The following is a 24,355-nucleotide window of genomic DNA, read 5'->3' on the forward strand; positions in this document are numbered from 1 at the left end:
GTTTTCGATGTCCAATGGTAAGGCGGCTAACGATCAGGTCTGTTGATGCAGCTCAATGAAAGGGTGATACGCATGGTTTTTATGGAACCTTGAGGGCCGCATCGCGAGCAGGCTCACTCCTACAATTATTGGCGGCGCAGATCCAATGTAGGAGTGAGCCTGCTCGCGATAGCAATCTTTCGAACAACATGGAACCACCAGTTTCATTCCGGCAATTCATACGCATAAATCTTGTCCGCCTCCATCTGATACCCCGCATCCGCCAACTCGCTGGTCGACGCCTTCACCTGCATCGCTCCCTCGATCCAGTACGGCTGATACAGCTCGTCCAGCTTCACGCCCACTTCGCTTTTCACGTGCACTATCTGGTTCGATGGCGGAGGCGGCACGTGGATGCAGGCGCCGAAGTACGGCACCAGCAGAAACTCGGTCGTGCGACCTTCCTCACTCACTTCCAGCGGCACGATGTAGCCCGGCAGGCGAATGTTCTGGCCGTCGAGTCCCTGCACCACTGGCGCATTCGGCATGTCCTGCTTCGCGGCTGGCGCCGACTCGGCCGACAGGGCATCGCTCATCTGTGACAGGTCGTGCAGCGGTGTCATGTTCGGCACTTCCGGCGCCGCGTCCGGCGGGATCATTTCCGACCAGGTCAGGTCCTTGGGCACCGCTGCCCACAGGGGCAGGGCGACCAGCATCAACAGCGCGAGCAGGGCGCGGGGCATCTTCGACTTCCTCATAAACGGATCGACAGGCCATCGGCAAGGGATTGGCGATAAGCACGCCAGGCCGGAACGCTGCCCATCAGCAACGCTGCGCAGAGGATGCCACCAAGTAGCGTCCATTCATATTCGCTAGGCCACGCCAGCGGCAAATACAGGCCGTAATTGGCCTGTACGTAACCCTGGGCCGCGGCGATGCACAGGTACAACAGGGCCACTCCGGCGACCACCCCGGACAATGCCAAGGCGAACGCCTCCAGCACCAGCAACGAGGCGATATGCCAGGGTCGGGCACCGACCGAACGCAGGATCGCCATCTCGCGCCGGCGCTCGTTGAGGCTGGTGAGAATCGCCGTGAGCATGCCGATCAAGCCGGTCAACACCACGAACAGCGACACCACGAACAAGGCTTTTTCCGCAGTGCTCATCAGGCTCCACAACTCCTGCAGGGCGACGCCGGGCAGAATCGAGAGCAGCGGCTCACCGCGAAATTCATTGATCTCGCGCTGCAGGGCAAAGGTGGAAATCTTGCTGTTCAGCCCCAGCATAAAAGCGGTGATCGCCTGCGGCGTGAGGTCCATGTTGCGCGCCTGGTCGGCACTGATACGCCCTTTGCCCTGGGCCGGGACGCCGTTGTGCCAGTCGACGTGAATCGCTTCCATGCCTCCCAGGCTGATGTGCAACGTGCGGTCCACGGGGGTGCCGGTACGTTTAAGAATGCCGACCACGGTGAACGGCTTGTCCTCGTGCTTGACCAGGCTGATCACTGCGACGCCGTGGGCCAGGACCAGTTTGTCACCGAGCTTGTAGTGCAGCGCATCCGCCACTTCGGCGCCGAGCACCACTTCAAACGGATCGGTGGCGAATGCGCGCCCGTCGGCCAGTTGCAGATGTTGCGCGCGACCGTACTGGTAGTGCTCGAAATACGCCTCTGTCGTGCCCATCACCCGATAACCGCGATGGGAATCACCCAGGGACATCGGGATCGCCCACTTCACTTTCGGGTTGTTGGCGAAGTGTTCGAAGCTGTCCCAGCGGATGTTATTGGTGGCGTTGCCGATGCGAAAAACCGAGTACAACAACAGATTCACCGAGCCGGAGCGCGCGCCGACGATCAGGTCGGTGCCGCTGATGGTGCTGGCAAAACTGGCCTTGGCCTCGGTGCGCACTCTTTCCACTGCCAACAGCAGGCATACCGACAGGGCGATGGCAAACGCCGTGAGGATCGCGGTGAAGCGGCGGTTAGCCAGGCTGGCCATGGCTAGACGAAACAGATACATCTCAAACCTCTTCGGACGTGGCGGCGCGGTTGAGTTCGGCCAGCGACAGGTGGCGATCGAACAGCGGCGCCAGGCTCTGATCATGGCTGACGAACAGCAGGCTCGAACCGGCTTCGCGGCATTCGGCGAACAGCAGTCGGATGAAATTCTCCCGAGCGTCATAGTCCAGCGCCGAGGTTGGCTCGTCGGCAATCACCAGTTCAGGCTGACCGATCAGGGCGCGGGCGGCGGCTACGCGTTGCTGCTGACCGATGGAAAGGGAATCGGCGCGACGGCCCAACAGGTGCTGATCCTTCAGGCCAAGGTGGGCAAGCAGGGTGGCGGCAGCCTGGTCGACGCTGCCATGGCGCAGTTTCGCCCGTTCGGCGCGCAGCCTGGAGAAATGACAGGGCAACTCGACGTTCTCGCGCACTGAGAGGAACGGCAGCAGGTTGAATTGCTGGAAGATGTAGCCGGTGTGATCGACGCGAAACGTATCGCGGGCACCGGCGGACAGCTCGGTCAGTTCCTGGCCCAGCAGGCGAATGCTGCCGCGATCGGGCTTCTGCACGCCGCCGAGCAGGCCGAGCAGGGTGGTCTTGCCGCTGCCGCTGGGGCCTTTGAGGAACAAGGTTTCACCGGGCTCCAGGCGAAACGCCGGGATGTCCAGCAGCGGCGGATGGCCGGGCCAGCTGAAGCCCAGGTTGGACAGTTCGATGAGAGGTTGGGTCATGTGAAACCGGTCAGGTTGGTGGTGAGCCACTGTGGGAGCGGGCTCGCTCGCGAAGAGGGTATGTCAGTCGATATTAATGTTGCCTGACATACCACTTTCGCGAGCAAGCCCGCTCCCACATCGGTTGTGTGGTGGATCAGAATTTCAGGGCCGCAGCCTTCGCCGTTACTTCAACCCCTTGCTGGCCGCTCGGGCCGATCAGTTGTACCTGAATTTTCTGGGTGGCCGGGAAGGTATTGAAGATATTCGCCAGGTCCAGGGACTTCAGCGCTGCGGGTGTCGAGCAGGTGAAGCGGTAATGGGCGTGTATTTCACTGTGATCGTGGTGATGCTCGCCCTTGGCCGCCTCATCGTGATCATGATCGGCGTGCGGCTTGTCACCGAACAACGGGCTTTCCAGCTCCTGGCTGGCGACCACACAGCCGGCAGCTTGCGGCAGGCTGAACAGGGCCTGCGGTTTCTCAAGCTGCGCACGTGCGGCGGCGACCTTGGCTTTGTCGGCGTCGGTGGCGGCCTGGTGTTCAAAACCCACCAGGTTCATCGCCGGGCTTTCCAGTTCCAGTTCCAGCGTCTGCCCGTCCAGCGCCGCATTCAAGCGCCCGACACCATGCTCATGGGCCTCCAGGCTGCCGTGTTCATGCTCGTGATCATGGGCTTCGGCGGCGTGAGCGTCGGCCAGTGGCAACAGGGCGAACGGCAAAGCGAGCAATAGACGACGCATGGGATTCTCCGGGCGGAAGTTAAATAAAATGTTATGTAATCTTATAACGAAACGCCGTGGAGTTTGACTGGCTGCTTGGCGTTGCACAAGTCCCGTGGGAGCATGCACAGAAGAAAAATGCGGGAGCAGATTCAATGTTGCGTATACGCGGAAGCATCGGCGCCTGGCCGGTGGATTTGACGTTGGAGATGGACGACGCTGACTGGGCGCGGCTTGGCGCGCAATTGCAGGTCGCTCCGGTGGAAGCCAGCGCGGCGCCTGCGGCGAAACCGGTTACTCAGGATGATGCACTGTGGCAGGTCGCCAAGGATCTGTTGCGCCAGGCCGGACAGTTGAGCGGGCCGGATTTGCTGGAGCAACTGGAAGCCCTGACCGGCAGCGCGGCAGCTGGCAAGCGCCTGTTAGTGCGCTTGCGCCATTGTGCGGATGTGAAAGTGGTCAGCGGCGCAGATACGCCGATTTACAGCTGGCTGTAGGAGCGAGCTCGCTCCTACAGAGATGGCAATCAATAAAGAGCAGCAAACAACTTGCGACGGTAAGTGGTCACCAGCGGATGATCGTTGCCCAGCAGCTCGAACACCTGCAGCAAGGTCTTGTGCGGCAACCCTTCGCTATAGCTGCGATTGCGGATGAACAGCTTGAGCAAACCGTCGAGCGCCGCATCGTATTGCTGCCGGGCCAGTTGCTGGACGGCCAACTGATAGACGGCTTCGTCGTCCTGCGGGTTTTTCGCCAGGCGCGCTTTCAAGTCTGCAGCATCCGGCAAATCCTTGGCCTGGCCGAGGAACTGGATCTGCGCCTTGGCACCGGCCAGGGCAGCCTTATGCTCGTCGCTCTGGACCGAGTCGAGTACCGATTGCGCATCAGCCAGCTCGCCGCGCTCAGTCAGGCAGCGGGCGTAGAGAATCAGCGCCTTGGCGTTGCTGTTGTCCTCCCCAAGCAGCACTTTGAGCACGGCTTCGGCATCGGCGAAACGGCTGTCGTCAAACAACGCCTGAGCCTGTTCGAACGGGTCGGCGGCAGCCGGCGGCGGCATCTGCACATGGGGTTCGAGCAGGGTGCGCACGGCTGACTCCGGCTGCGCACCGGCAAAACCGTCCACCGGCTGGCCGTCCTTGAACAGCACCACGGTTGGCAGGCTGCGGATGCCAAAGCGGGCGACGATGTCCGGCTCCAAGTCGCAGTTGACCTTGGCCAACAGCAGCTCGCCCTGATAGCTCTCGGCGATGTTCTGCAGCATCGGCATCAGCACCTTGCAGGGCGCGCACCATTCGGCCCAGAAATCCACCAGGACGGGTTTGTGGAATGAGTTCTCGATCACCGACTGGTCGAAATCGGCGGTGGTGGCGTCGAAGATGTACGGCGTTTCCTGACTCATGGGGGATCTCTTGGAAGCGTTAATGGGGCAACTATACGGCTTGACGGGGGGCGGCCGGAAGCGGGGAGGGCTCAAGTTCTGCGGCGCGGGATACATTGCCATCGCGAGCAGGCTCACTCCTACCGGGATTTTCGGTATGGCGCAGATCCAGTGTAGGAGTGAGCTTGCTCGCGATGCTTTTAGCCGCGCCGCGCGTGGTACAGGCTCACATGCCGAAACTCCTCCGGCTCCGCCAGATCCGGCAGGGTCATGGCTTCCAGCATCTCGATGCGTTGGTAGAGCGGATGCCTGAAATCCCTCACCCGTGAATCCGCCACCAACGCTTCCTTGCCACGACTTAGAAACTCGTCGAGTAACGGTAGATTCGCTCGGTCGTACAGAACGTCAGCCACCAGAATCAGATCGAACCGATCAGCCTCGGCAAAAAAATCGGTCGAGTAGGAGAGTTGCACGTCATTGAGCTCGGCATTCGCCCGACACGCGGCGATGGCCAGCGGGTCTAGATCGCAGGCGACCACTTCCTGGGCTCCGGCCTTGACGGCGGCAATGCCCGCCACTCCGGAGCCGGCTCCGAAGTCCAGCACCCGTTTGCCCACGACCCAATGCGGGTGTTCAGCGAGGTAACGCGCCACCGCCAGGCCGCTGGCCCAGCAGAAACTCCAGTACGGCGGTTCATGGAGGATGCGCCGGGTTTCTTCCGGGCTGAAGGCGCGGTCCATGTTGTCGCCGTCGATCAGCCAGAGTTTCAGATCGGTACCGGGCAATGCGACAGGTACCAGCTGCGCATCACCCAGTAATTCTCCCAGCGCCAATTGCAGGTCGAGCGGTGCAATCATGGCGCTTTGACGAATTGCAGCTGACCCATGGCCTGGGTGGTCGGTTGCGTAATGACCTGCGATGGCAGATGCAGAATCAGCTGCCCCGACTGGCTGGCGCGGCCACGCAGTTCAACGCGCTGGCCTGCGGGGAAAGATTCCGGATTAAAACGCAGGTGGAACGGCAGGATCTGATTGGTCCCAATCAGGCTGGAACTGGCCAGCAGCTGCTGCGGGCGGTCCTTGTCATCGATCACCAGCAGCGCCAGTTCGACTTCGGCGCCGGCCGGTACGCCTTGCAGCGTGCCGCTCAGTTCACGCTGATAAGCGGGCAGGGGGCCAAGGTCGGCCGACTCCCGGGCTTTTTTCTGCGCCGCCTGGGGCGCGGGGCCCGGGGTTGGCGGCTGGGGCTTGGGCGCATCAGTGCCGCAGGCCACCAGCAGGCTGAAGAGGCTGAGTAAAACGAGCGGTCTTAGTGGCATTGGCGGCTCCAGCAAGGTGAAATCCATGGGTCGGTCGATACATCCAGTCTGTATACCGCAAACCCTATGGCTTGTCTTGCCACGGGGATGCGCTACCATGGCCCTCCCTTTTTTTGTTGCTGCCACCATGCACTGTCCCTTCTGCGGTGCCAACGACACCAAGGTCATCGACTCGCGTCTGGTCGCCGAGGGCGAACAGGTGCGCCGCCGGCGTGAATGCCTGGCCTGCGGCGAACGTTTCACGACGTTCGAGACGGCTGAACTGGTGTTGCCGCGCCTGATCAAAACCGACGGCAGTCGTCAGCCGTTCGATGAAGAAAAACTCCGTGCCGGCATGCAGCGTGCGCTCGAGAAGCGTCCGGTGAGTGTCGAACGCCTCGAATCTTCGCTGGTGCACATCAAGCACAAACTGCGAGCCACCGGCGAGCGTGAGGTCAAATCTCTTGTGGTCGGTGAACTGGTGATGGCCGAGCTGCAAAAGCTCGACGAAGTCGCCTACATTCGTTTTGCCTCCGTGTATCGACGCTTCCAGGACCTCAACGAGTTCCGCGAAGAGATCGATCGCCTGGCCCGTGAGCCGGTGAAAGAATGAGCACATCCGCAGAGCAAGCCATCCTCGACGCCCACTACATGGCCCGCGCCCTGGAACTGGCGCGCAAAGGTCACTACACGACCCACCCCAACCCGCGGGTCGGCTGTGTGATCGTGCGCGACGGGCAGATTGTCGGCGAAGGCTGGCACGAGCGCACCGGCGAGCCACACGCCGAGGTTCATGCGCTGCGCGCGGCCGGCGACAAGGCCCGTGGCGCCACCGCCTACGTGACCCTGGAACCTTGCAGTCATCACGGCCGTACGCCGCCCTGTGCCGATGCGCTGGTGCATGCCGGTCTGGCGCGGGTGGTGGCGGCCATGCAGGACCCGAACCCGGCGGTTGCCGGTCGCGGCATGCAGCGTCTGGCCCAGGCTGGCATTGCGATCGCAAGCGGCGTGCTGGAAGGCGAGGCACGCAAGCTCAATGAAGGCTTCCTGAAACGCATGGAGCACGGCTTGCCATTTGTGCGGGTCAAGCTGGCCATGAGTCTCGACGGTCGTACGGCCATGGAAAGCGGCGAGAGTCAGTGGATCACCGGTCCAGCGGCGCGCTCGGCGGTCCAACGCCTGCGGGCCCAGGCCAGTGTAGTGCTGACCGGTGCCGACACCGTGCTGGCGGATAACGCGCGCTTGACCGTGCGTGCCGATGAGTTGGGGCTGGATGCCGAACAAACCGCATTGGCCATGAGCCGGCCGCCGTTGCGCGTGCTGATCGACGGCCGTCTGCGAGTGCCGCTGGACGCGCCGTTCTTCAAGGCCGGCCCGGCGCTGGTGGCCACCTGCATGGCGATCGAAGAGCAATATGCCAATGGGCCGGAGTGCCTGATCGTGGCGGGCGAGGATGGCCTGGTCGACCTGCGCAAGCTGCTGGTTGAACTGGCCAACCGTGGGGTCAACGAAGTGCTGGTCGAAGCGGGGCCGCGTCTGGCCGGGGCTTTCGCACAACAAGGGCTGGTGGACGAGTTCCAGATTTTCATCGCCGGCAAGTTCCTTGGTTCCTCGGCACGCCCACTGCTGGACTGGCCGCTGGCGCAGATGAAAGACGCGCCAGAACTCAAAATCACCGAAATTCGCGCGGTTGGCGATGACTGGCGGGTCACTGCCATTCCTGTGCCGGCAGCGAGCGTATAATTCTCGGCCATCGCCACAGCGCTGGCCCGTTCTCGAGGAGGACTCCATGTTTACCGGCATCATCGAATCCATCGGCAGTATTCGTGCATTGACCCCCAAAGGCGGGGATGTGCGGGTTCACGTAGAAACCGGCAAGCTCGATCTGAGTGACGTCAAACTGGGCGACAGCATCGCGGTCAACGGCGTGTGCCTGACCGCCGTTGAATTACCAGGTAACGGTTTTGCTGCGGACGTCAGTCGTGAAACCCTCGACTGCACCGCGATGAACGACCTGAAAAGCGGCAGCCCGGTCAACCTGGAAAAAGCCCTGACCCCGACCACTCGCCTCGGCGGGCATCTGGTCAGCGGCCATGTCGATGGCGTTGGCGAAGTGGTTGCCCGCACCGAGAATGCCCGTGCCGTGGAATTCCGCATCCGTGCGCCGAAAGAGCTGGCCAAGTACATCGCCCATAAAGGCTCGATCACCGTCGACGGCACCAGCCTGACCGTGAACGCAGTCGATGGCGCCGAGTTCATGCTGACGATCATTCCGCACACCTTGAGCGAAACCATCATGGCGTCTTATCAGCCAGGTCGCCGGGTGAACCTTGAAGTCGACTTGCTTGCCCGTTACCTGGAGCGCCTGCTGCTGGGCGACAAGGCTGCAGAGTCGACTGCCGGCAGCACCATTACCGAAAGCTTTCTGGCCGCCAACGGCTACCTCAAATCCTGAGCTGTAATTTCGAAAGAAGGGGGGTGCCTTGTGGCGCTCAATAGCATCGAAGAACTGGTTGAAGACATCCGCCAAGGCAAGATGGTCATCCTCATGGATGACGAAGACCGCGAGAACGAAGGCGACCTGATCATGGCCGCCGAGTGCTGCCAGGCCGAGCACATCAACTTCATGGCCAAGCACGCCCGTGGCCTGATCTGCATGCCGATGAGCCGCGAGCGCTGCGAATTGTTGAAGCTGCCATTGATGGCACCGCGCAACGGATCCGGTTTCGGCACCAAGTTCACCGTGTCCATCGAGGCCGCTACCGGCGTCACCACCGGCATTTCCGCTGCCGACCGTGCGCGCACGGTACAAGCTGCTGCCGCGAAAGACGCCAAGGCTGAAGACATCGTCAGCCCTGGGCACATTTTTCCGCTGATGGCCCAAGCCGGCGGCACTCTGGCCCGCGCTGGCCACACCGAAGCGGCGTGTGATCTGGCACGCATGGCCGGTTTCGAGCCGAGCGGAGTGATCTGCGAAGTGATGAACGACGACGGCACCATGTCCCGTCGCGCCGAGCTGGAAGCCTTTGCCGCCGAACACAACATCAAGATCGGTACCATCGCCGACCTGATCCACTACCGGATGATCCACGAACGTACCGTTCAGCGGATTGCCGAGCAGCCGCTGGATAGCGAACTGGGCCAATTCAACTTGGTGACCTATCGTGATTCCGTGGAAGGCGACGTGCACATGGCACTGACCCTGGGCACCGTGTGCGCTGACGAACCGACGCTGGTCCGGGTGCACAACATGGACCCGCTGCGCGACCTGTTGATGGTCAAGCAACCGGGGCGCTGGAGCCTGCGTGCCGCGATGGCTGCGGTTGCCGAGGCCGGCAGTGGCGTTGTCTTGTTGCTCGGCCACCCGCTGGATGGCGACGTATTACTCGCGCACATCCGCGAGACAGCCGACCAGGCAGCAGTGAAAAAACCGACCACCTACAGCATCGTCGGTGCCGGTTCGCAGATCCTCCGGGACCTGGGCGTACGCAAAATGCGCTTGATGAGTGCGCCGATGAAATTTAATGCGATATCCGGTTTCGATCTGGAAGTTGTAGAATACGTGCCCTCCGAATAATGACCGGTCGTTTCCTGTCCTTGATTCGTGGCTAACAAATCACTGAGGGACGCGTAGAAAGCGCGTCCCGGCTCTTTAAGAGATCTAACGAATGACCCTGAAGACCATCGAAGGTACCTTCATCGCCCCTAAAGGCCGCTACGCTTTGGTAGTAGGCCGTTTCAACAGCTTCGTCGTTGAAAGCCTGGTCGGCGGTGCAGTGGATGCCCTGGTTCGCCATGGCGTGAGCGAAAGCGACATCACCATCATCCGTGCGCCTGGCGCCTTCGAAATCCCGCTGGTTGCGCAGAAAGTCGCTCAGAAGGGCGAATATGCGGCAATCATCGCCCTGGGCGCAGTCATTCGTGGCGGTACCCCGCACTTCGAATACGTCGCAGGCGAATGCACCAAGGGCCTGGCCCAGGTATCCATGGAGTTCGGCGTTCCAGTCGCATTTGGCGTGCTGACCGTTGATTCCATCGAGCAAGCTATCGAACGTTCCGGCACCAAGGCCGGTAACAAAGGTGCTGAAGCTGCCCTGTCCGCCCTGGAAATGGTCAGCCTGCTGGCGCAGTTGGAGGCCAAGTGATTAGCGACGAAAGCGATCGTTTCAACCCGCGCGATCCAAAGCCTGCGGATGCCGGCAAGCCATCGAAAAGCGTCAAGCGTCGCGAAGCCCGTCAGCTCGCGACCCAGGCGCTGTACCAATGGCACATGGCTCGGCAATCGCTGAACGAGATCGAAGCGCAGTTCCGGGTCGATAACGATTTCAGCGATGTCGACGGTGCCTACTTCCGTGAAATCCTGCACGGGGTTCCGGCTCAGAGAGACCGCATCGACGCCGCACTGGCGCCATGCCTGGACATCACCATCGAAGAGCTGGACCCGGTTGAGCTGGCCGTTCTGCGCCTGTCCACCTGGGAACTGCTCGAGCGCGTCGACGTGCCGTACCGCGTTGTGATCAACGAAGGTATCGAGCTGGCGAAAGTCTTCGGTTCCACCGACGGCCACAAGTTCGTCAACGGTGTACTCGACAAGCTGGCCCCGCGTTTGCGTGAAGCTGAAGTGAAGGCGTTCAAGCGCTAACCTAATGGGCGAGTTTGAGCTGATCCGCAATTTCTTCGCCGCCGCGCCTTGTGCGCAGGGCGGCGAGGGCGTTGCTCTGGGGATCGGCGACGATTGCGCCTTGCTGGCTGTTCCCCCCGGGGAGCAGTTGGCAATTTCCACCGACACCCTGGTTGCCGGTGTGCACTTCGCAGATCCTTGCGACCCTTTTCTGCTCGGCCAGCGCTCGCTGGCGGTGGCTGTCAGCGATCTGGCCGCCATGGGCGCCACGCCGGTTGCCTTTACCCTTGCCCTGACCCTGCCGACGGTGACTGCCGATTGGCTGCAAGCCTATGCCCGCGGTTTGAACCTCATGGCCCAGGGCTGCGGTGTGGCGCTAGTCGGTGGGGATACCACCCGTGGGCCGCTGAGCCTGACGATGACCGTATTTGGCCGGGTGCCCGGCGGTCAGGCGCTGGTCCGCAGCGGCGCGCAGCCGGGTGACCTGTTGTGTGTGGGCGGTGAGTTGGGCAACGCGGCTGGCGCCTTGCCGCTGGTGCTCGGCCAGAGAACGGCTGAACCCTCGATCGCTGACCCGCTGCTGGCACACTACTGGTCGCCGCAGCCGCAGTTGGCCCTGGGTCGAGCGCTCCGGGGCAAGGCGACTTCGGCGCTGGATATCTCCGACGGCCTGCTGGCGGACTGCGGGCACATAGCGCTCGCCTCGAAGGTGGGCGTTCAGGTCAAGCGGAGTAAGCTGCCTGTCTCTGCGCCCCTGGTAGCTTTCCTCGGTCAGGCGGGCGCCGAAGAAGCGGCCTTGAGCGGTGGCGACGACTACGTGCTGGCGTTTACCCTACCGTCCGTCGAGTTGCCCGGCCTGTTGGCCGACGGCTGGCCGATCCATGTGGTCGGACGTGTAGTCACTGGTCAGGGCGTGACCCTGCTGGATGCCGACGGACGAGACATCACCCCGCAAACTCGGGGCTACCAACATTTTCGGGAGACAACGTGACAGATCATCCCAAGCAGGTTCCGGCGGAATTCGTACCGCCGTCGGTCTGGCGCAATCCGTGGCATTTCCTGGCGTTCGGCTTTGGCTCGGGCACCTTGCCAAAGGCTCCGGGCACCTGGGGGTCGTTAGTTGCACTACCCTTTATCCCTTTGTGGCAGATGTTGCCCGATTGGGGTTACTGGCTGATGCTGGGCATCACCATGCTGTTCGGCTTCTGGCTGTGCGGCAAGGTCGCCGACGATTTGCGCGTGCATGACCACGAAGGCATCGTCTGGGACGAGATGGTCGGAATGTGGATCACCCTGTGGCTGGTGCCGGAAGGCTGGTACTGGTTGCTCGCCGGATTCCTGGTGTTCCGCTTCTTCGACATCCTCAAGCCGTGGCCGATTCGCTGGATCGACCGGCACGTGCACGGTGGCGTCGGGATCATGCTGGATGATGTACTGGCTGGCGTGTTTGCCTGGCTGGCGATGCAAGGGTTGGTGTGGCTTTTCGCTTGAAAGACTGACCAGGGGGACAGGGAATGGCTCGGCGCAGTTTGGCGGTGATGATTCTGGCGATGTGGTGCTCATGGGTCCAGGCAGCAGACCTGGCGCCACCGTCGGTGATTCACCTGGCCAGCGAAGAGTGGGAAGACTACACCGCTGCCGATGGCCATGGCCTGGCCTGGGACGTGTTGCGTGAAGTGTTCGAGCCCGCAGGCGTCAAGCTCGACATCCGTACCGAGCCTTATACGCGCTCGATCGGCCTGGCCCAGCGCGGTGAAGTGGATGCCTGTGTCGGCGGCTATCGCGATGAAGTCAGCGATCTGCTTTATCCACGGTGGAATTACGATACCGATCACGTCTATGCCCTGGGACTGGCCAGCAGTCCTGCGCCGACCCTCGATACCCTGGCCAATTATCGTCTGGCCTGGGTGCGTGGTTACCAGTATCAGCTCTACCTGCCCAATATCAGGCGCTATAACGAAGTGATCCGGCGCACCGGCATCCTGTCGATGCTGACCCACAACCGCGCCGACTATTACATCGATGCCCTGACCGAGGTGGACTACGTGGTCAGCCGGGCCAAGGATCCTGCGCAATTTCGCCGTACCCATGTCGCGGAGCTGCCGCTGTACCTGTGCTTTGCCGACAACCCCAGGGCGCGCGGGCTGATGGCGTTGTTTGATCAGCGCATGGAGGTGCTGGTGAAGAACGGCCAGTTGAAGCCGATATTCGAAAAGTGGAAGCAGCCGTACCCATTTGCCGCAGACTGAACGCGGTCAAATTGTGGGCGCTGGCTTGCTCGCGAATGCGGTTTGTCATCCTGATATAAGTTGCCTGGCACGCCGCTTTCGCGAGCAAGCCCGCTCCCACAAGGTCGATCGCGCGAGCTCTTGATCAAACTTTTTGATCGTTATGCCCCATAATTCAGCCTGAGCGTCTGTTGGAACCTGCTGTTACAATGCCGCGTCTGCGAATCTCCAGTACCTATAGATCAGGAGCACACCGGTGCCTGTCGTTTTTGTCGCCGCTTCCAAGCTGCCAACGCCTTTTGCGCAATTCACCATGCACGGCTTCCTCGATGAAGAGAACGGGCGCGAGCACGTTGTCCTGAGCCTGGGTGAGTTCGATGATGGTGCTCCGGTGCTCGGTCGCTTGCACTCCGAATGCCTGACCGGCGATGCCCTGTTCAGTCAGCGCTGCGACTGTGGTTCGCAGCTCGAGGCAGCCTTGCAGGCCATCGCCCGTGAAGGCCGTGGCGTATTGCTGTACTTGCGCCAGGAAGGTCGTGGCATCGGCCTGCTGAACAAGATCCGTGCCTATGAATTGCAGGATGGCGGTGCTGACACCGTCGAAGCCAACGAGCGTCTGGGCTTCGCCGCTGACCAGCGTGACTACGCCATGTGCCTGCCAATGCTCGAACATCTGGGGGTGAAATCCCTGCGCCTGATGACCAACAACCCACGCAAGGTCAAGGCCTTGACCGACATGGGCATCGTGGTTGCCGAGCGCGTGCCGCTGCATACCGGGCACAACCCGCATAACAAACTGTACCTGGCCACCAAAGCCAGCAAGCTCGATCACATGATGGGCAATGAGCATCAGGGCGAGGTAGATCGGGCGTGACCCGCGGTCAAGTGCGGCGGCGACTGTCAGTCAACTGGTGGCAATACCTGGCGCTGGCGCTGGTGCCGTTGTTCGTGATCAACGGCGTGTTTGGCCAAAGCGAGCCCATCCTGCCGGTGCTGGCGATGCCCATGTTCATTGCCGGCGTCGCATCGATGTTTGTCAGCCTGAAGTTCTTCGGTGCCTACAAGCACGCGCTGATCGCCACGCAAAAAGCCCTCGATACCCCTGAAGAACCCGCCGCCTGGATTGCCCTGGCCGCCAAGCGCCGCAGCGCGTTCCTGGTCGCCGCCTTGCCTGCCTGGATCGGCGCCGTGGCGGTCTTTGTCGGGCTTGAGGCAGTGCCGCTGTTTCTGCTGGCGCTGTCGACCGCCGTGCTGTTCTACCTCTACCGTATCCCGCGTCAGCTCGGTTGATGTGGCGTTATTGGCTGGCGGTGTTGCTGCTGGCCGGGAGCGGCGGGGCGGCGGCGGTCCAGCGGGTGGTCAGCCTGGCGCCATCCCTGACTGAAATTGTCGTCGAACTGAATTCCGCAGATCTCCTCGTCGGGGTGCTGGATGCCGGCGAGCGTCCGGCGGCGCTGCAACATCTGGCTTCGGTCGGCGGGTACGGCCAGCTGGATATGGAGCGCCTGCTCAGCCTCAAGCCCGATTTGCTGTTGCTGTGGCCTGGCAGCGTCGGCCCGGCCCAGCGGGAACAACTCAAGCGCCTGAACATCCCCACCTTCGTTGCCGAACCCCATGACCTGCAACAACTCACGGCCCAGATCGAGACGATAGCCCAACAGCTCGGACGACCGGAGCGCGGCATGGCATTGGCTGCAAGCCTGCGCAAGCGCCTGGCTGAATTGCGCCTGCGGTATCACCGGGAAGAGCCCTTGCGGGTGTTCTATCAAGTTTGGGATCGACCGCTGTACACCGTCGGGGGGGGGCAGATTATCAGTGATGCGCTTGAAGTGTGTGGGGCGCGCAATGTGTTTGCCGACCTGCAACTGCCAGCCCCTCAGGTGAGCGTGGAGGCGGTGCTGCAGCGTAATCCCGAGGTCATTCTAGCCGGTGATCAGGCCCAGCTTGAGGCATGGAAAGCCTGGCCTCAGGTCGCGGCCGTGGCGCAGCGGCGGTTGTTGCAGGTAGCGGATAAAGGACTGGAGCGGCCTAGCGGGCAGATGATCGAGGCGACGGCTGCATTGTGTCGATTGATTGCACCGGACCGGTAGACCGAGGTGCGGCCTTCGCGAGCAAGCCCGCTCCCACATTTGAACTTTATACCCTTGTGGGAGCGGGCTTGCTCGCGAAGAGGCCAGTCGAAACACCGCTGTTTCAGGATCAGAGCTCCGGCGTCCAGCTCACCCCGAACATCCACGCCCGACCCTCCTCACGATAGCCATACTGGCTGCCATCATGGCTGTACAGCGCCCGGCTGTATCCCTTGTCCAACAGGTTATCCACCTTCAGCTCAAGCTTGATCTCGCGATTCAACTCCCAGCTGCTGCGTAACCCCAGCAGCGCATAACCGCCTAACGGCTGCAGATTGGTCTCGTCGTCATAACTGCTGCTCACCGCCTGCCAGCTGGCGCCGAGTCCCAGGCGGTCGAACTGGCGGTCCAGGTCCAGGCTCAGGGTGCGTCGAGCGCGGCGTGCCAGGGTATGACCGGTGTCGCGATCCTGCGGGTCGATGATCGCGACGCCCAGGTTGCCTTGCCAGCCGAACAGCTCCTGTTTCAGGGCGGCTTCGAACCCGTTGATCCGCGCCGATGCGACGTTCTGCGGGCGAGAATTGCTGCCGAAGATGATCGCGTCTTCGAGGTCGGTGCGATACAGCGACGCCTCCAGGCGACTGGTTTCGCTCAACTGGCTGCGCCATTGCAGCTCGTAGCTCTTCGACGTTTCGGGCTTGAGATCCGGGTTGCTGAAGTCCGGGTAGTACAGGTCGTTGAAGGTCGGTGCGCGAAAACCTTCGCTGTAGCTGAGCAACAGGTCGTTGTCGGGGTTCAGCGGCAGGGTAAAGGTGCCACTCCAGCTGTTTTGGCCGCCGAACTGCTGGTTCTGGTCACGGCGCAAGCCCAGCTCCGTAGAAAAACTGTCCGCCTGGTAGCGATGCTGAATGAACGCGGCGCGGTTCCAGCGACTGTCTTCATCGAACGGCGTGCTGCTGTTGATCCGGTCTTCGTACCAGTCGCCGCCGAGGATCAGGCTGTTGCGGTCGTTGAGCTTGAGGTCGTTCTGCCAATTCACCGAGTCGCGATAGGTGTTGAAGACGCTGCGCTCGTCGCTGAGCTTGTCCAGCGTCTTCTCGCGGTTCTCGCTGTGGCCCAGTTCGAGTCGGGTTTTCCAGATGTCGTTGACCCGGGCGTCGACGTAGCTGCTGAAGCTGCTAACGGTGAAATCGCTGTAGGGCTGCTGCTGGACTGACTCGAAGGTGTTCATGTCGAAGCGGCCAAACGGGTTGTCGAACGCGCTTTTGCCGCGGTTATCCAACAGGTTGGCACCGACTTCTACGTCATCGGTCAACGCATGGCTGAGGCTCATGCTGATCGACTTGTTGCGATACTCATCGTGGTCGCCATCGCTGGGGTACGACTGGTGGGTGCGATCAATTCCGGCCGTCTCATCGAGGCTGGCCCCGAGATCGAAGCGGGTTTTCTCGTCACCGCCAGACACCCCGAGGCTGCGCTCCCAGGTCTGGTTGCTGCCATAGCCGACATGCAGGCGCGGCTGCAGTCCTGTGTCGCCGCCACGGCGGGTGAAAATCTGGATCACCCCGCCGATCGCATCGCTGCCATAAATCACCGAGCGGGAGCCCCGCAGGACTTCCGCGCGCTCGACCTGCTCGATGTTGATGTGCTGCAGGTTGCTGTCGCCGGAGGTGGAGTTGCCAATGCGCTGGCCATCCACCAGCACCAGGCTCTGCGCCGACTTGGTGCCACGAATATAAATCCCCGGCAGGCTGCCGCGCCCACCGGTTTGTCCGACCTGCACCCCTGGCACGCGACGCAGCAGGTCAGTGACACTGGACGGCTGCAGGCGGTCGATGTCGGCGCGTGTGAACACGGTGTTGGCGGCGCTACTGTCGTTGCGGGCCTCGACCTGTCGATTGGCGCTGATCAGTACGTCGGGGAGCTTGAGCGCCTGGTCGCGTTCGAAGGTGTCGGCCAGCAGTTGGCCGGCCGGCAGGAGGGTCAGCGTCAGGGCGAGAGGGGAGAGTTTCATGGAGGATCCGGGATGAATTCAGATGCGGCACAACTACCTGTAGGAGCTGCCGAAGGCTGCGATCTTTTGATTCTTTATTAGCAGATTCGGAGCTGCCGAAGGCAAGATCAAAGATCGCAGCCTTCGGCAGCTCCTACGAGGGGCGGTTACAGATTGAGCAATGTCAGGCGTTGACGAATCGACGCCTCGATACCTGCTTGATCCAGCCCGCACTCAGCCAGCATCTGTGCCGGTTTGGCGTGCTCGACGTAGGTGTCCGGCAGGCCCAGGTGCAGCATCGACTTGAGGATATTCTCCCGGGCGAGGAACTCGCTGACCGCGCCACCGGCGCCGCCCATGATCGCGTTCTCCTCGACCGTCACCAGCAAATCGTGGCTGGCGGCGATCTCACGAACCAGCGCTTCATCCAGCGGCTTGACGAAACGCATGTCGACCACGGTGGCATCCAGCGCCTCGGCGACTTTCAGCGCTTCGGCCAGTTGCACGCCGAATACCAGCAAGGCGACCTTGCTGCCCTGACGGCGCACGATGCCCTTGCCGATTTCGATCGGCTGCAGGTTTTTCTCAATCGTCGCGTTGGGGCCGTTGCCCCGTGGATAACGCACGGCTGCCGGCCCGTTATACAGGTGGCCGGTGGTGAGCATCTTGCGTAATTCGTTTTCGTCGCTCGGCGTCATCACCAGCATGCCGGGGATGCAGCGCAGGAACGACAGGTCGAAGCTGCCCGCGTGGGTCGGACCGTCTTCGCCGACCAGGCCGGCACGGTCGATGGCGAACAGCACGTCGAGGTTCTGCACCGCCACATCATGCACGAGCTGGTCGTAGCCCCGTTGCAGGAAGGTCGAATAGATCGCCACCACCGGCTTGGAGCCTTCGCAAGCCATGCCTGCCGCCAGGGTCACGGCATGTTGTTCGGCAATCGCCACGTCAAAATATCGCTCCGGAAACCGCTCGCTGAAGGCGACCAGGTCCGAGCCTTCCTTCATGGCCGGCGTGATGCCGACCAGGCGCGGGTCTTCGGCAGCCATGTCGCACAGCCACTCGCCGAATACGCCTGAATACTTTGGTCCGCCGGCCTTCTTCGGGGCGGCGGCAGGGGCGTCGACCGGTTCGAGCTTGGTGATCGCGTGGTAGCCGATCGGGTCGACTTCTGCCGGCGCGAAGCCTTTGCCTTTCTTGGTGACCACGTGCAGGAACTGCGGACCTTTGAGGTCACGCATGTTGCGCAGGGTGGCGATCAGGGTCGGCAGGTCGTGGCCATCGATCGGGCCGATGTAGTTCCAGCCCAGTTCTTCGAACAGTGTGCCGGGGACCAACATGCCCTTGGCATATTCCTCGGTGCGCCGGGCGATTTCCCAGGCGCCGGGCAGGCGCGACAGGACCTTCTTGCTGCCCTCACGCATGCTCGCGTAAGTACGGCTCGAGAGGATCTTCGCCAGGTAATTCGACAGGCCGCCGACGTTGCGCGAGATCGACATGTCGTTGTCGTTGAGGATCACCAGCATGTCGGCGTTGACTTCCGGCGCGTGGTTCAGCGCTTCGAACGCCATGCCGGCAGTCAGGGCACCGTCGCCGATCACCGCGATTGCCTTGCGATCACTGTTCTGCAGGCGGGCGGCAATGGCCATGCCCAGCGCGGCACTGATCGAGGTGCTGGAGTGACCGACGCCAAAGGTGTCGTACTCGCTCTCGGAGCGCCGCGGGAAGGCAGCAACACCGTCCTTCTGGCGCAGGGTAGCCATGCGCTCGCGTCGACCGGTGAGGATCTTGTGCGGATAAGCCTGATGACCCACGTCCCACACCAGCCGGTCATCCGGGGTGTCGAATACGTAATGCAACGCGATGGTCAGCTCGATGACGCCCAGGCCGGCACCGAAATGCCCACCGGTCTGTCCGACCGTATAGAGCAATTCCAGGCGCAACTCATCGGCCAGGGTTTCCAGCTCGGCTTCGCCTAACCGGCGCAGGCCGTCCGGCGTGTTGGCACGGTCGAGCAGGGGCGTGGTCGGGCGCTTGCGGGGAATCTCATGAAACGTCGTGGGCATCAGGCGAATCGTTATAGGTATAAAAGATGCGGCAGTTTACCTGATGCATCGCCCCCTGCCCACGCGTTGGTTTTAACTTGGTGGTAACACCGTCAGCTGCGGCGGTCGACGATATAGCGGGCAAGGTCGCGCAGCGGCTCGGCTGCCGCGTCAAACGGTCGCAGTGCATACAGGGCCTGATCGCGCAGTTCCAGGGCGTAGGCCTTGGCCGCGTCGAGGCCGAGCAGGGCCGGGTAGGTCGGTTTGTCGCGAGCTATGTCGGCGCCCTGGCGTTTGCCCAGGGTTGCGGTATCGCTTTCGACGTCGAGAATATCGTCCTGTACCTGGAACGCCAGGCCGATGGCCTGTGCATAAGTCTGCAGCGACGTAAGTTCAGCCTTTTGCGCGCGGCCACTGGCCAGGGCGCCAAGCTTGACGCTGGCTTCGATCAACGCGCCGGTCTTGTGCCGGTGCATGTATTCGAGCGCCTTCTGGTCCAGCTTCAAACCGACCGAGCCAAGGTCGATGGCCTGGCCGCCGACCATACCCGCTGGGCCTGCCGCCAATGCCAGGGCGCTGACCATCTGCAGGCGAATTTCAGCATCGACGGTGCTCAGCTGCGGATCGAGCAGGGCGCTAAACGCGAGGCTCTGCAAGCCGTCGCCGGCCAGAATTGCGCAGGCTTCGTCGAATTTTTTATGGGTGGTTGGCTGGCCGCGACGCAAATCGTCATCGTCCATCGCTGGCAGATCGTCGTGCACCAGGGAGTAGGCGTGGATCAGCTCGACCGCACAAGCCGCGCCGTTGGCCTGTTCGGCCGCGCCGCCCAGCGCTTCGCAGGCGGCATAAGCCAACAGCGGCCGAACACGCTTGCCGCCGTTCATGACGCTGTAGCGCATGGCTTCGTACAAACGCGCCAGCTCGGGGCCTGGAGCAACGAACAGGGACTCCAGCGCAGCATTGACGCGCGCCTGGCTAGTTGCCGAATACGCAGCAATCATTCTGGCTGGTCCGCGTCGAAGGGTTCCTCGGCGAGTTCGCCATCGCGCTCAAGCAGCACCTGAACCTTCTGCTCGGCCTGGGCCAGCGCCGCCTGGCAATCGCGGGTCAGCCCGATGCCCTGCTCGAAAGCAGTCAGCGAGTCTTCCAGCGACAATTCGCCGTTTTCCAGCCGCTCCACCAGCGTTTGCAGGTCAGCGAGGGATTGTTCGAAATCCAGTGCAGCTTTTTTGCGGGCCATGGCGGCTATTTCCGGTTGACGTTAAACCGGCGCGACACTAGCAGACATGGGGGTTATGGGCAAATGAGCAGGGAATTCCTGCGCGTTGTCTCAGCTCAATGTGTCGAGTCCTCGGGATAGCTGATTTGATAACGCGTACTGCGCCCGCCACCAGGCAACCGTTGCAGACAACCTTTATCCAGCAACTCCGCCAGATGACGAGTCGCAGTAGCTTTCGACACCTTAGCCACGGCCTGATACTGAGCCGCGCTGATGCCGTCCGCGAATCCGCCTTCCCCGCCGTCGAGCAGACGGTTAAGTACCTTTGCTTGTTCAGGCGACAAGCTTGACTCCCGATGCGCCTGCCAGAACCGCGCCTTGCCGAGCACTGATTTGATCCGCGCTATAGCCTGCTCCAAGCTACGCAGCAAGGTCTGCAGAAACCATTCAAGCCATTCGGTGATGTCCAAAGTGGCTTTCTGGCTTTTTTCCAGTACGCGGTAGTATCCGGAGCGATCGTCGAGGATGCTGGCTGACATGGCGTAGAAGCGAATCGCTTGAGCCTCGCCCTGGGCCAGAGCCAGGTCGGTGATCGTTCGCGTCAGGCGGCCGTTGCCGTCGTCGAACGGATGCAGTGTGACGAACCAGAAGTGCGCAATACCGGCCCGCAGCAGTGGATCAAGATTCTTTTGGGTCCGACTGGCTTCAAACCATGCCAGGAAAGTCTGCAGATGCTGTTCGAGACCTATCCTTGGAGGAGCTTCAAAGTGCACGGTCGGCCTGTCGATTCGCCCAGACACTACCTGCATGGGGTCATCGCCGCGTAGTGCGCCGACACGGATCGGTCGGGCTGAAAAAGTCGCGTCCTGATCGGGAAATAACCACTCGTGCCAATCAAACAGGCGCGCCAATGTCAGCGGCTCGGCAAAATGCCGGGTGGCATCGAGCATCAGTTGCGCCAAACCTTCGCTGCGCTGGCTTACGTTATTGCCGTCGTTCAGCTCCAGCCCCAGGCGCCGCGCCAGCGAGGAACGTACCGATCCGACGTTCAGCTGCTCACCCTCAATGGCAGATGAGGTGACGATGTTCTGCAGCAAGGCATCCAGTTCGCTTTGCGCGCTCAACGAGTTACTCACCGAGCTGGACATGCCCATCAATTGCCCCTGCGCGTGAACGCATTCGCGCAGCAAAGGTGCAAGGTGGGAGGCTTGCCAATTGAAGTCGGGCCAATCCGGCTGCTGCCAGATCCAGTGAGTGGCCATGATTCGGTCCTCTTAAGGTAAATGAGCCGATAAAAATCCTATTCGGCTCATGTAGTGAGCCGAATATGACGATTATTCGGCTCACCGTCCACCGCTTCGCCGTGATTCCTGCCGCAAATTCAGACGGATCTGATTGTTAAAAACCGCCCGACTGTCTAACCTCGCGCCATCGATGACTCAATGTTCACGGGTCTTTTTGACGAAACGCAGGATCTGGATCTGTCACGCGCCGAGGATCAGGCGCAGGTTTCGTTATGCATGGCAGGAGGCGTTACATGCGTTCATTTCTTCTGGTGCTGCTGGGGTGGGTCTGGGTGACTGCCGCCTTGGCCGACCCGTCGGCGCAATTGTCCGAACCGGTTGGAGGCTGGCGCTACAACGGCCTGCTCGATCGCAGCGAATACCCGCAAGTCGCCTATCCAACGCCGCCCATTGACCGGGGCGTGCAGCGCAATCGCACCATGATCGAGGGCCAGCTCAAGGCGATCGGCACCCGGCGCGGGCCGCACACCCTGGCGGTCAATGGCAATCCCCTCAATTTGTACACCGACGACCAGGGTCGTTTCGCTCGACCTTATGCGTTTGGCGCCGGCTCCAACAGTGTCGAAGTGCGCAGCACCGAAGGTCAGTCGCTCAAGCGAGTGCAGTTCTACGAAGCCAACAACCTGCGTACACCGGCGCAGATTCGCGTAGTGCTGGGCTGGGACGACCCCAAAGCCGAGCTCGACCTGCACATCGTTACACCCGATGGCCAGCATGCGTTCTGGGCGCATCCGGCAATGTCCAACGGCGGCGGCCTGGACCCTGACGGCGTGGACGGTCCCGGCCCGGAAATGTTCACCATGACCGCGCCGATGCGTGGCACCTATCTGGTTTACGTCAACTATTGGGGCAACTTTGGTAGCGGCGGCTATAACTTCGATGAGACCAGCAACCAGAACGAGGTCATCACCTCGCAAATCAACCTGGTGCTGAACGAGAACACCGTCAACGAAAAACGCGAAACCTTCATCGTGCCCTTGCGCGCGATAGGCGACTTGCTGCTGGTCAAGACTTTCAACTACTAAGCATCCCGCTCCACGGATGAACTGCTGAGCCTTGGGAACATGAGCGTGAATATGAGTGATAACACTGTACCTGCGTCAGCCAATCCCCCGCGTCGCTGGCCGGCACTGCTGATCGGCCTGTGCGTGGTGGCCGGCGTGGCTGGCGCCATGGGTTGGTTCATGCACAAACCCAAGGCGCCGATCGCCCTGTTGGCCAGCGACAAACTGGGAATGAGCCGACCGGACGGCCTGCTCGAAACCCATTCCCTGAGTCAGTTGCCCAAAGACCTGCTGGCGGTGCCGTTCCTCAAGGAAACCCTGACCGAAGATTTCGTCTTCTATTACGAGACCCATGCCGATCGCCTGGGCCTGATCGGCAGCCTGCGCCGGATCATTTACGAGCATGACCTGAAGTTGCAGGACAGCCTCATCGAGCAGTTGTTCGATCAGCCGGCGGACGTTGCGCTGTGGCGCGGGGCGGATGGTCGCCTGAAGGATTTCTTGTTGGTAATGGATCGCGGCGGCCTGGCCAAAGTGCTGGAGCCGCTGGCCAAGGTTGCACTGGATGACTCCCAGCTGAGCAAAATTGCTGAGGTGAAGGTCGGCACCGACGACGTCGCGCTGTATCAACTGACCTACAACGCTACCAAGGCATTGCTGTTCGCTTCTCACGGCGACAAATTGGTGGTGCTGTCCAATCCGACCCGTCTGCAAGAGCCCGAAAGTGGCGTAGCGCCAGAGCCGGGCAGCGTTTCCAGCCAGGCCATCGCGGCATTGCTCAACGGCGAAAAACTCTTCCCCGAGGCGTTCGGCCTGCAACCCCGTGCACCCGAGGTGAAGCAACGGCTGGCGGTGAATTCCAGCGTTTTGGCCATGGGTTACCAGCGCTTCATCCCCAATTTTGCCGGGCTGCGTTTTGACATGGACGACAAGGGTTGGCACAGCTTCCTCGCCATGGACGAACTGGAGAACCAGCCAGACTTCGATTTCAAGCCGATCTGGCAAGCCATGCCCATGGGCGCCAGCGCTTGCGTGGCCTTGCCATTGGCTGCCGAACAGCAGAAACCCTTGCTGGTGAAGCTCGGCGCCGACGACGAGGTGGCCCAGGCACTGACCGAGCATATGGCGGGCGCTGCCGGCCTGTGCTGGTACGCCGATTCGCGGCTGTATACGCCGTTACTGGTGGCGAGCCTGAACGATGATGACAGCGCCAGGCTTGACGGCGACCTCGGCACCTTGTTCGGTTCGATGGTCGGTGCCTATGAAGCCAAGGTCGATGAGCACGCTTTCCCGGTGATCGAAAAACAGCAAGGCGAAACCCGTCAATGGCAGCGCCAGGTCAGCTCCAACTTTGGTCCCTACGCGGCCAGGGAGGCCGAGCAACCCGATGCGATCAGCGGCAAAGCATTCATGCGCGTGAGCCTGGCGCGGCATGGCTCGACGCTGCTGTTTTCCCTCGACGACAAGCTCGTCGACAAAGCCCTGGGCACTCTCGACAAGCGTTTCCCGCCAATGGCCGACGTGCTGCCCGCAGACCTGCTGATGCCGGTCTACTTCGGGCCGGACTCGATGGCGCAGTTGATGCAGCAGGAAACCCTCGACAGCCTGCCGCAGGACATGGAACCGGTCTTCTACAACGCCGCGCAAACCTACCTGATCCCGAAATTGCGTACTCTGGGCGGCTATGGCAAATACGCCCTGACCTTGCCCGAAGGCAGTGAGCCCGATGGCCATTGGCAGTGGCTGCCGCTGCAGTGGAAAGCACTGTGACCGTACTCATCCGCAG

Annotated in this window: 27 protein-coding genes; 15 read left to right on the plus strand and 12 right to left on the minus strand. The window is 61.7% G+C overall.

Features of this window, described 5'->3' with window-relative positions; genetic code table 11:
• Positions 1-203 precede the first annotated feature (203 nt).
• The 4 genes from ORL50_RS07255 to ORL50_RS07270 all read right to left on the minus strand — a co-directional run bounded on the left by ORL50_RS07255 (position 204) and on the right by ORL50_RS07270 (position 3,432).
• A complete protein-coding gene (locus tag ORL50_RS07255) occupies positions 204-722 on the minus strand; it encodes a DUF3299 domain-containing protein (protein ID WP_266011580.1) in 519 nt (172 codons plus the stop codon).
• An 11-nt stretch (positions 723-733) separates the two neighbouring features.
• A complete protein-coding gene (locus ORL50_RS07260; protein WP_266011582.1) occupies positions 734-1,999 on the minus strand; it encodes an ABC transporter permease in 1,266 nt (421 codons plus the stop codon).
• Position 2,000: 1 nt separating this feature from the next.
• Complete coding sequence (locus ORL50_RS07265) at positions 2,001-2,711, minus strand: ABC transporter ATP-binding protein (protein WP_266011584.1); 711 nt, start codon at positions 2,709-2,711, stop codon at positions 2,001-2,003.
• 136 nt (positions 2,712-2,847) lie between these two features.
• Entirely contained in the window at positions 2,848-3,432 is a 585-nt protein-coding gene (locus tag ORL50_RS07270) for a DUF2796 domain-containing protein (RefSeq protein WP_266011586.1), read from the minus strand.
• 134 nt (positions 3,433-3,566) lie between these two features.
• On the opposite strand from ORL50_RS07270, the gene ORL50_RS07275 reads away from it, so the two are divergent.
• Positions 3,567-3,908, plus strand: coding sequence for a hypothetical protein (locus ORL50_RS07275; protein ID WP_266011588.1), 342 nt, complete (start codon positions 3,567-3,569; stop codon positions 3,906-3,908).
• A 29-nt stretch (positions 3,909-3,937) separates the two neighbouring features.
• On the opposite strand, the gene trxA is transcribed toward ORL50_RS07275, so the two are convergent.
• The 3 genes from trxA to ORL50_RS07290 form a co-directional block, all read right to left on the minus strand.
• Positions 3,938-4,810, minus strand: a complete 873-nt coding sequence (trxA, locus tag ORL50_RS07280) for a thioredoxin (protein WP_266011590.1) — start codon at positions 4,808-4,810, stop codon at positions 3,938-3,940.
• Positions 4,811-4,989: 179 nt separating this feature from the next.
• Positions 4,990-5,646 carry a class I SAM-dependent methyltransferase gene (locus ORL50_RS07285; protein ID WP_266011592.1) on the minus strand — a complete coding sequence of 219 codons (657 nt, stop codon included), beginning with the start codon at positions 5,644-5,646 and terminating at the stop codon, positions 4,990-4,992.
• Positions 5,643-6,107: a YbaY family lipoprotein gene (locus ORL50_RS07290; RefSeq protein ID WP_266011594.1), complete on the minus strand. Its 465-nt coding sequence runs from the start codon at positions 6,105-6,107 to the stop codon at positions 5,643-5,645. Before ORL50_RS07290 ends, ORL50_RS07285 begins: the two co-directional genes overlap by 4 nt.
• A gap of 127 nt (positions 6,108-6,234) precedes the next feature.
• Between ORL50_RS07290 and nrdR the strand changes: the two genes are divergently transcribed.
• From nrdR to ORL50_RS07350, 12 genes are all read left to right on the plus strand, one after another.
• Positions 6,235-6,699, plus strand: coding sequence for a transcriptional regulator NrdR (gene nrdR, locus ORL50_RS07295; RefSeq protein ID WP_003228656.1), 465 nt, complete (start codon positions 6,235-6,237; stop codon positions 6,697-6,699).
• Positions 6,696-7,829 (plus strand): bifunctional diaminohydroxyphosphoribosylaminopyrimidine deaminase/5-amino-6-(5-phosphoribosylamino)uracil reductase RibD, encoded by a 1,134-nt coding sequence (gene ribD, locus ORL50_RS07300; protein ID WP_266011596.1) that lies wholly within the window; start codon positions 6,696-6,698, stop codon positions 7,827-7,829. The genes nrdR and ribD overlap by 4 nt, the downstream gene beginning before the upstream one ends.
• A 46-nt stretch (positions 7,830-7,875) precedes the next feature.
• A complete protein-coding gene (locus ORL50_RS07305) occupies positions 7,876-8,541 on the plus strand; it encodes a riboflavin synthase (protein ID WP_027924341.1) in 666 nt (221 codons plus the stop codon).
• Between the two features lie 30 nt (positions 8,542-8,571).
• The gene (gene ribBA / locus ORL50_RS07310) at positions 8,572-9,663 is read left to right on the plus strand and encodes a bifunctional 3,4-dihydroxy-2-butanone-4-phosphate synthase/GTP cyclohydrolase II (protein ID WP_266011600.1); all 1,092 of its coding nucleotides are present in this window, start codon (positions 8,572-8,574) and stop codon (positions 9,661-9,663) included.
• Between the two features lie 91 nt (positions 9,664-9,754).
• On the plus strand, positions 9,755-10,231 hold the full coding sequence (gene ribH, locus ORL50_RS07315; protein WP_003206025.1) for a 6,7-dimethyl-8-ribityllumazine synthase: 477 nt from the start codon (positions 9,755-9,757) through the stop codon (positions 10,229-10,231).
• Positions 10,228-10,728: a transcription antitermination factor NusB gene (gene nusB, locus ORL50_RS07320; RefSeq protein WP_045057497.1), complete on the plus strand. Its 501-nt coding sequence runs from the start codon at positions 10,228-10,230 to the stop codon at positions 10,726-10,728. The genes ribH and nusB overlap by 4 nt, the downstream gene beginning before the upstream one ends.
• A gap of 4 nt (positions 10,729-10,732) precedes the next feature.
• On the plus strand, positions 10,733-11,698 hold the full coding sequence (gene thiL, locus ORL50_RS07325; protein ID WP_266011612.1) for a thiamine-phosphate kinase: 966 nt from the start codon (positions 10,733-10,735) through the stop codon (positions 11,696-11,698).
• A complete protein-coding gene (locus tag ORL50_RS07330; protein ID WP_085697647.1) occupies positions 11,695-12,198 on the plus strand; it encodes a phosphatidylglycerophosphatase A family protein in 504 nt (167 codons plus the stop codon). The genes thiL and ORL50_RS07330 overlap by 4 nt, the downstream gene beginning before the upstream one ends.
• Positions 12,199-12,221: 23 nt before the next feature.
• Entirely contained in the window at positions 12,222-12,956 is a 735-nt protein-coding gene (locus tag ORL50_RS07335) for a substrate-binding periplasmic protein (protein WP_266011617.1), read from the plus strand.
• A gap of 235 nt (positions 12,957-13,191) precedes the next feature.
• Complete coding sequence (ribA, locus tag ORL50_RS07340) at positions 13,192-13,809, plus strand: GTP cyclohydrolase II (RefSeq protein ID WP_008033730.1); 618 nt, start codon at positions 13,192-13,194, stop codon at positions 13,807-13,809.
• On the plus strand, positions 13,806-14,225 hold the full coding sequence (locus ORL50_RS07345; RefSeq protein WP_266011621.1) for an MFS transporter: 420 nt from the start codon (positions 13,806-13,808) through the stop codon (positions 14,223-14,225). The genes ribA and ORL50_RS07345 overlap by 4 nt, the downstream gene beginning before the upstream one ends.
• Positions 14,225-15,025, plus strand: a complete 801-nt coding sequence (locus ORL50_RS07350) for a cobalamin-binding protein (RefSeq protein ID WP_266011623.1) — start codon at positions 14,225-14,227, stop codon at positions 15,023-15,025. The genes ORL50_RS07345 and ORL50_RS07350 overlap by 1 nt, the downstream gene beginning before the upstream one ends.
• A 109-nt stretch (positions 15,026-15,134) precedes the next feature.
• Here ORL50_RS07350 and ORL50_RS07355 read toward each other — a convergent pair whose 3' ends face one another.
• The 5 genes from ORL50_RS07355 to ORL50_RS07375 all read right to left on the minus strand — a co-directional run bounded on the left by ORL50_RS07355 (position 15,135) and on the right by ORL50_RS07375 (position 21,523).
• Positions 15,135-17,018, minus strand: a complete 1,884-nt coding sequence (locus ORL50_RS07355) for a TonB-dependent receptor domain-containing protein (RefSeq protein WP_266011625.1) — start codon at positions 17,016-17,018, stop codon at positions 15,135-15,137.
• A gap of 146 nt (positions 17,019-17,164) precedes the next feature.
• On the minus strand, positions 17,165-19,063 hold the full coding sequence (gene dxs / locus ORL50_RS07360) for a 1-deoxy-D-xylulose-5-phosphate synthase (RefSeq protein WP_266011627.1): 1,899 nt from the start codon (positions 19,061-19,063) through the stop codon (positions 17,165-17,167).
• 92 nt (positions 19,064-19,155) lie between these two features.
• Complete coding sequence (gene ispA, locus ORL50_RS07365; RefSeq protein WP_266011629.1) at positions 19,156-20,043, minus strand: (2E,6E)-farnesyl diphosphate synthase; 888 nt, start codon at positions 20,041-20,043, stop codon at positions 19,156-19,158.
• Complete coding sequence (locus ORL50_RS07370) at positions 20,040-20,282, minus strand: exodeoxyribonuclease VII small subunit (protein ID WP_007894317.1); 243 nt, start codon at positions 20,280-20,282, stop codon at positions 20,040-20,042. The genes ispA and ORL50_RS07370 overlap by 4 nt, the downstream gene beginning before the upstream one ends.
• A gap of 95 nt (positions 20,283-20,377) precedes the next feature.
• On the minus strand, positions 20,378-21,523 hold the full coding sequence (locus ORL50_RS07375) for a Fic family protein (RefSeq protein WP_266011640.1): 1,146 nt from the start codon (positions 21,521-21,523) through the stop codon (positions 20,378-20,380).
• Positions 21,524-21,798: 275 nt separating this feature from the next.
• On the opposite strand from ORL50_RS07375, the gene ORL50_RS07380 reads away from it, so the two are divergent.
• Both ORL50_RS07380 and ORL50_RS07385 read left to right on the plus strand, forming a co-directional pair.
• Positions 21,799-22,590, plus strand: a complete 792-nt coding sequence (locus tag ORL50_RS07380; RefSeq protein ID WP_266011642.1) for a YfaP family protein — start codon at positions 21,799-21,801, stop codon at positions 22,588-22,590.
• A 51-nt stretch (positions 22,591-22,641) separates the two neighbouring features.
• The gene (locus ORL50_RS07385) at positions 22,642-24,339 is read left to right on the plus strand and encodes a DUF2138 domain-containing protein (RefSeq protein WP_266011644.1); all 1,698 of its coding nucleotides are present in this window, start codon (positions 22,642-22,644) and stop codon (positions 24,337-24,339) included.
• Positions 24,340-24,355: the final 16 nt, after the last annotated feature.

The organism is Pseudomonas sp. RIT-562 (genome assembly GCF_026241895.1).
Taxonomy (GTDB): Bacteria; Pseudomonadota; Gammaproteobacteria; order Pseudomonadales; family Pseudomonadaceae; genus Aquipseudomonas; species Aquipseudomonas mandelii_F.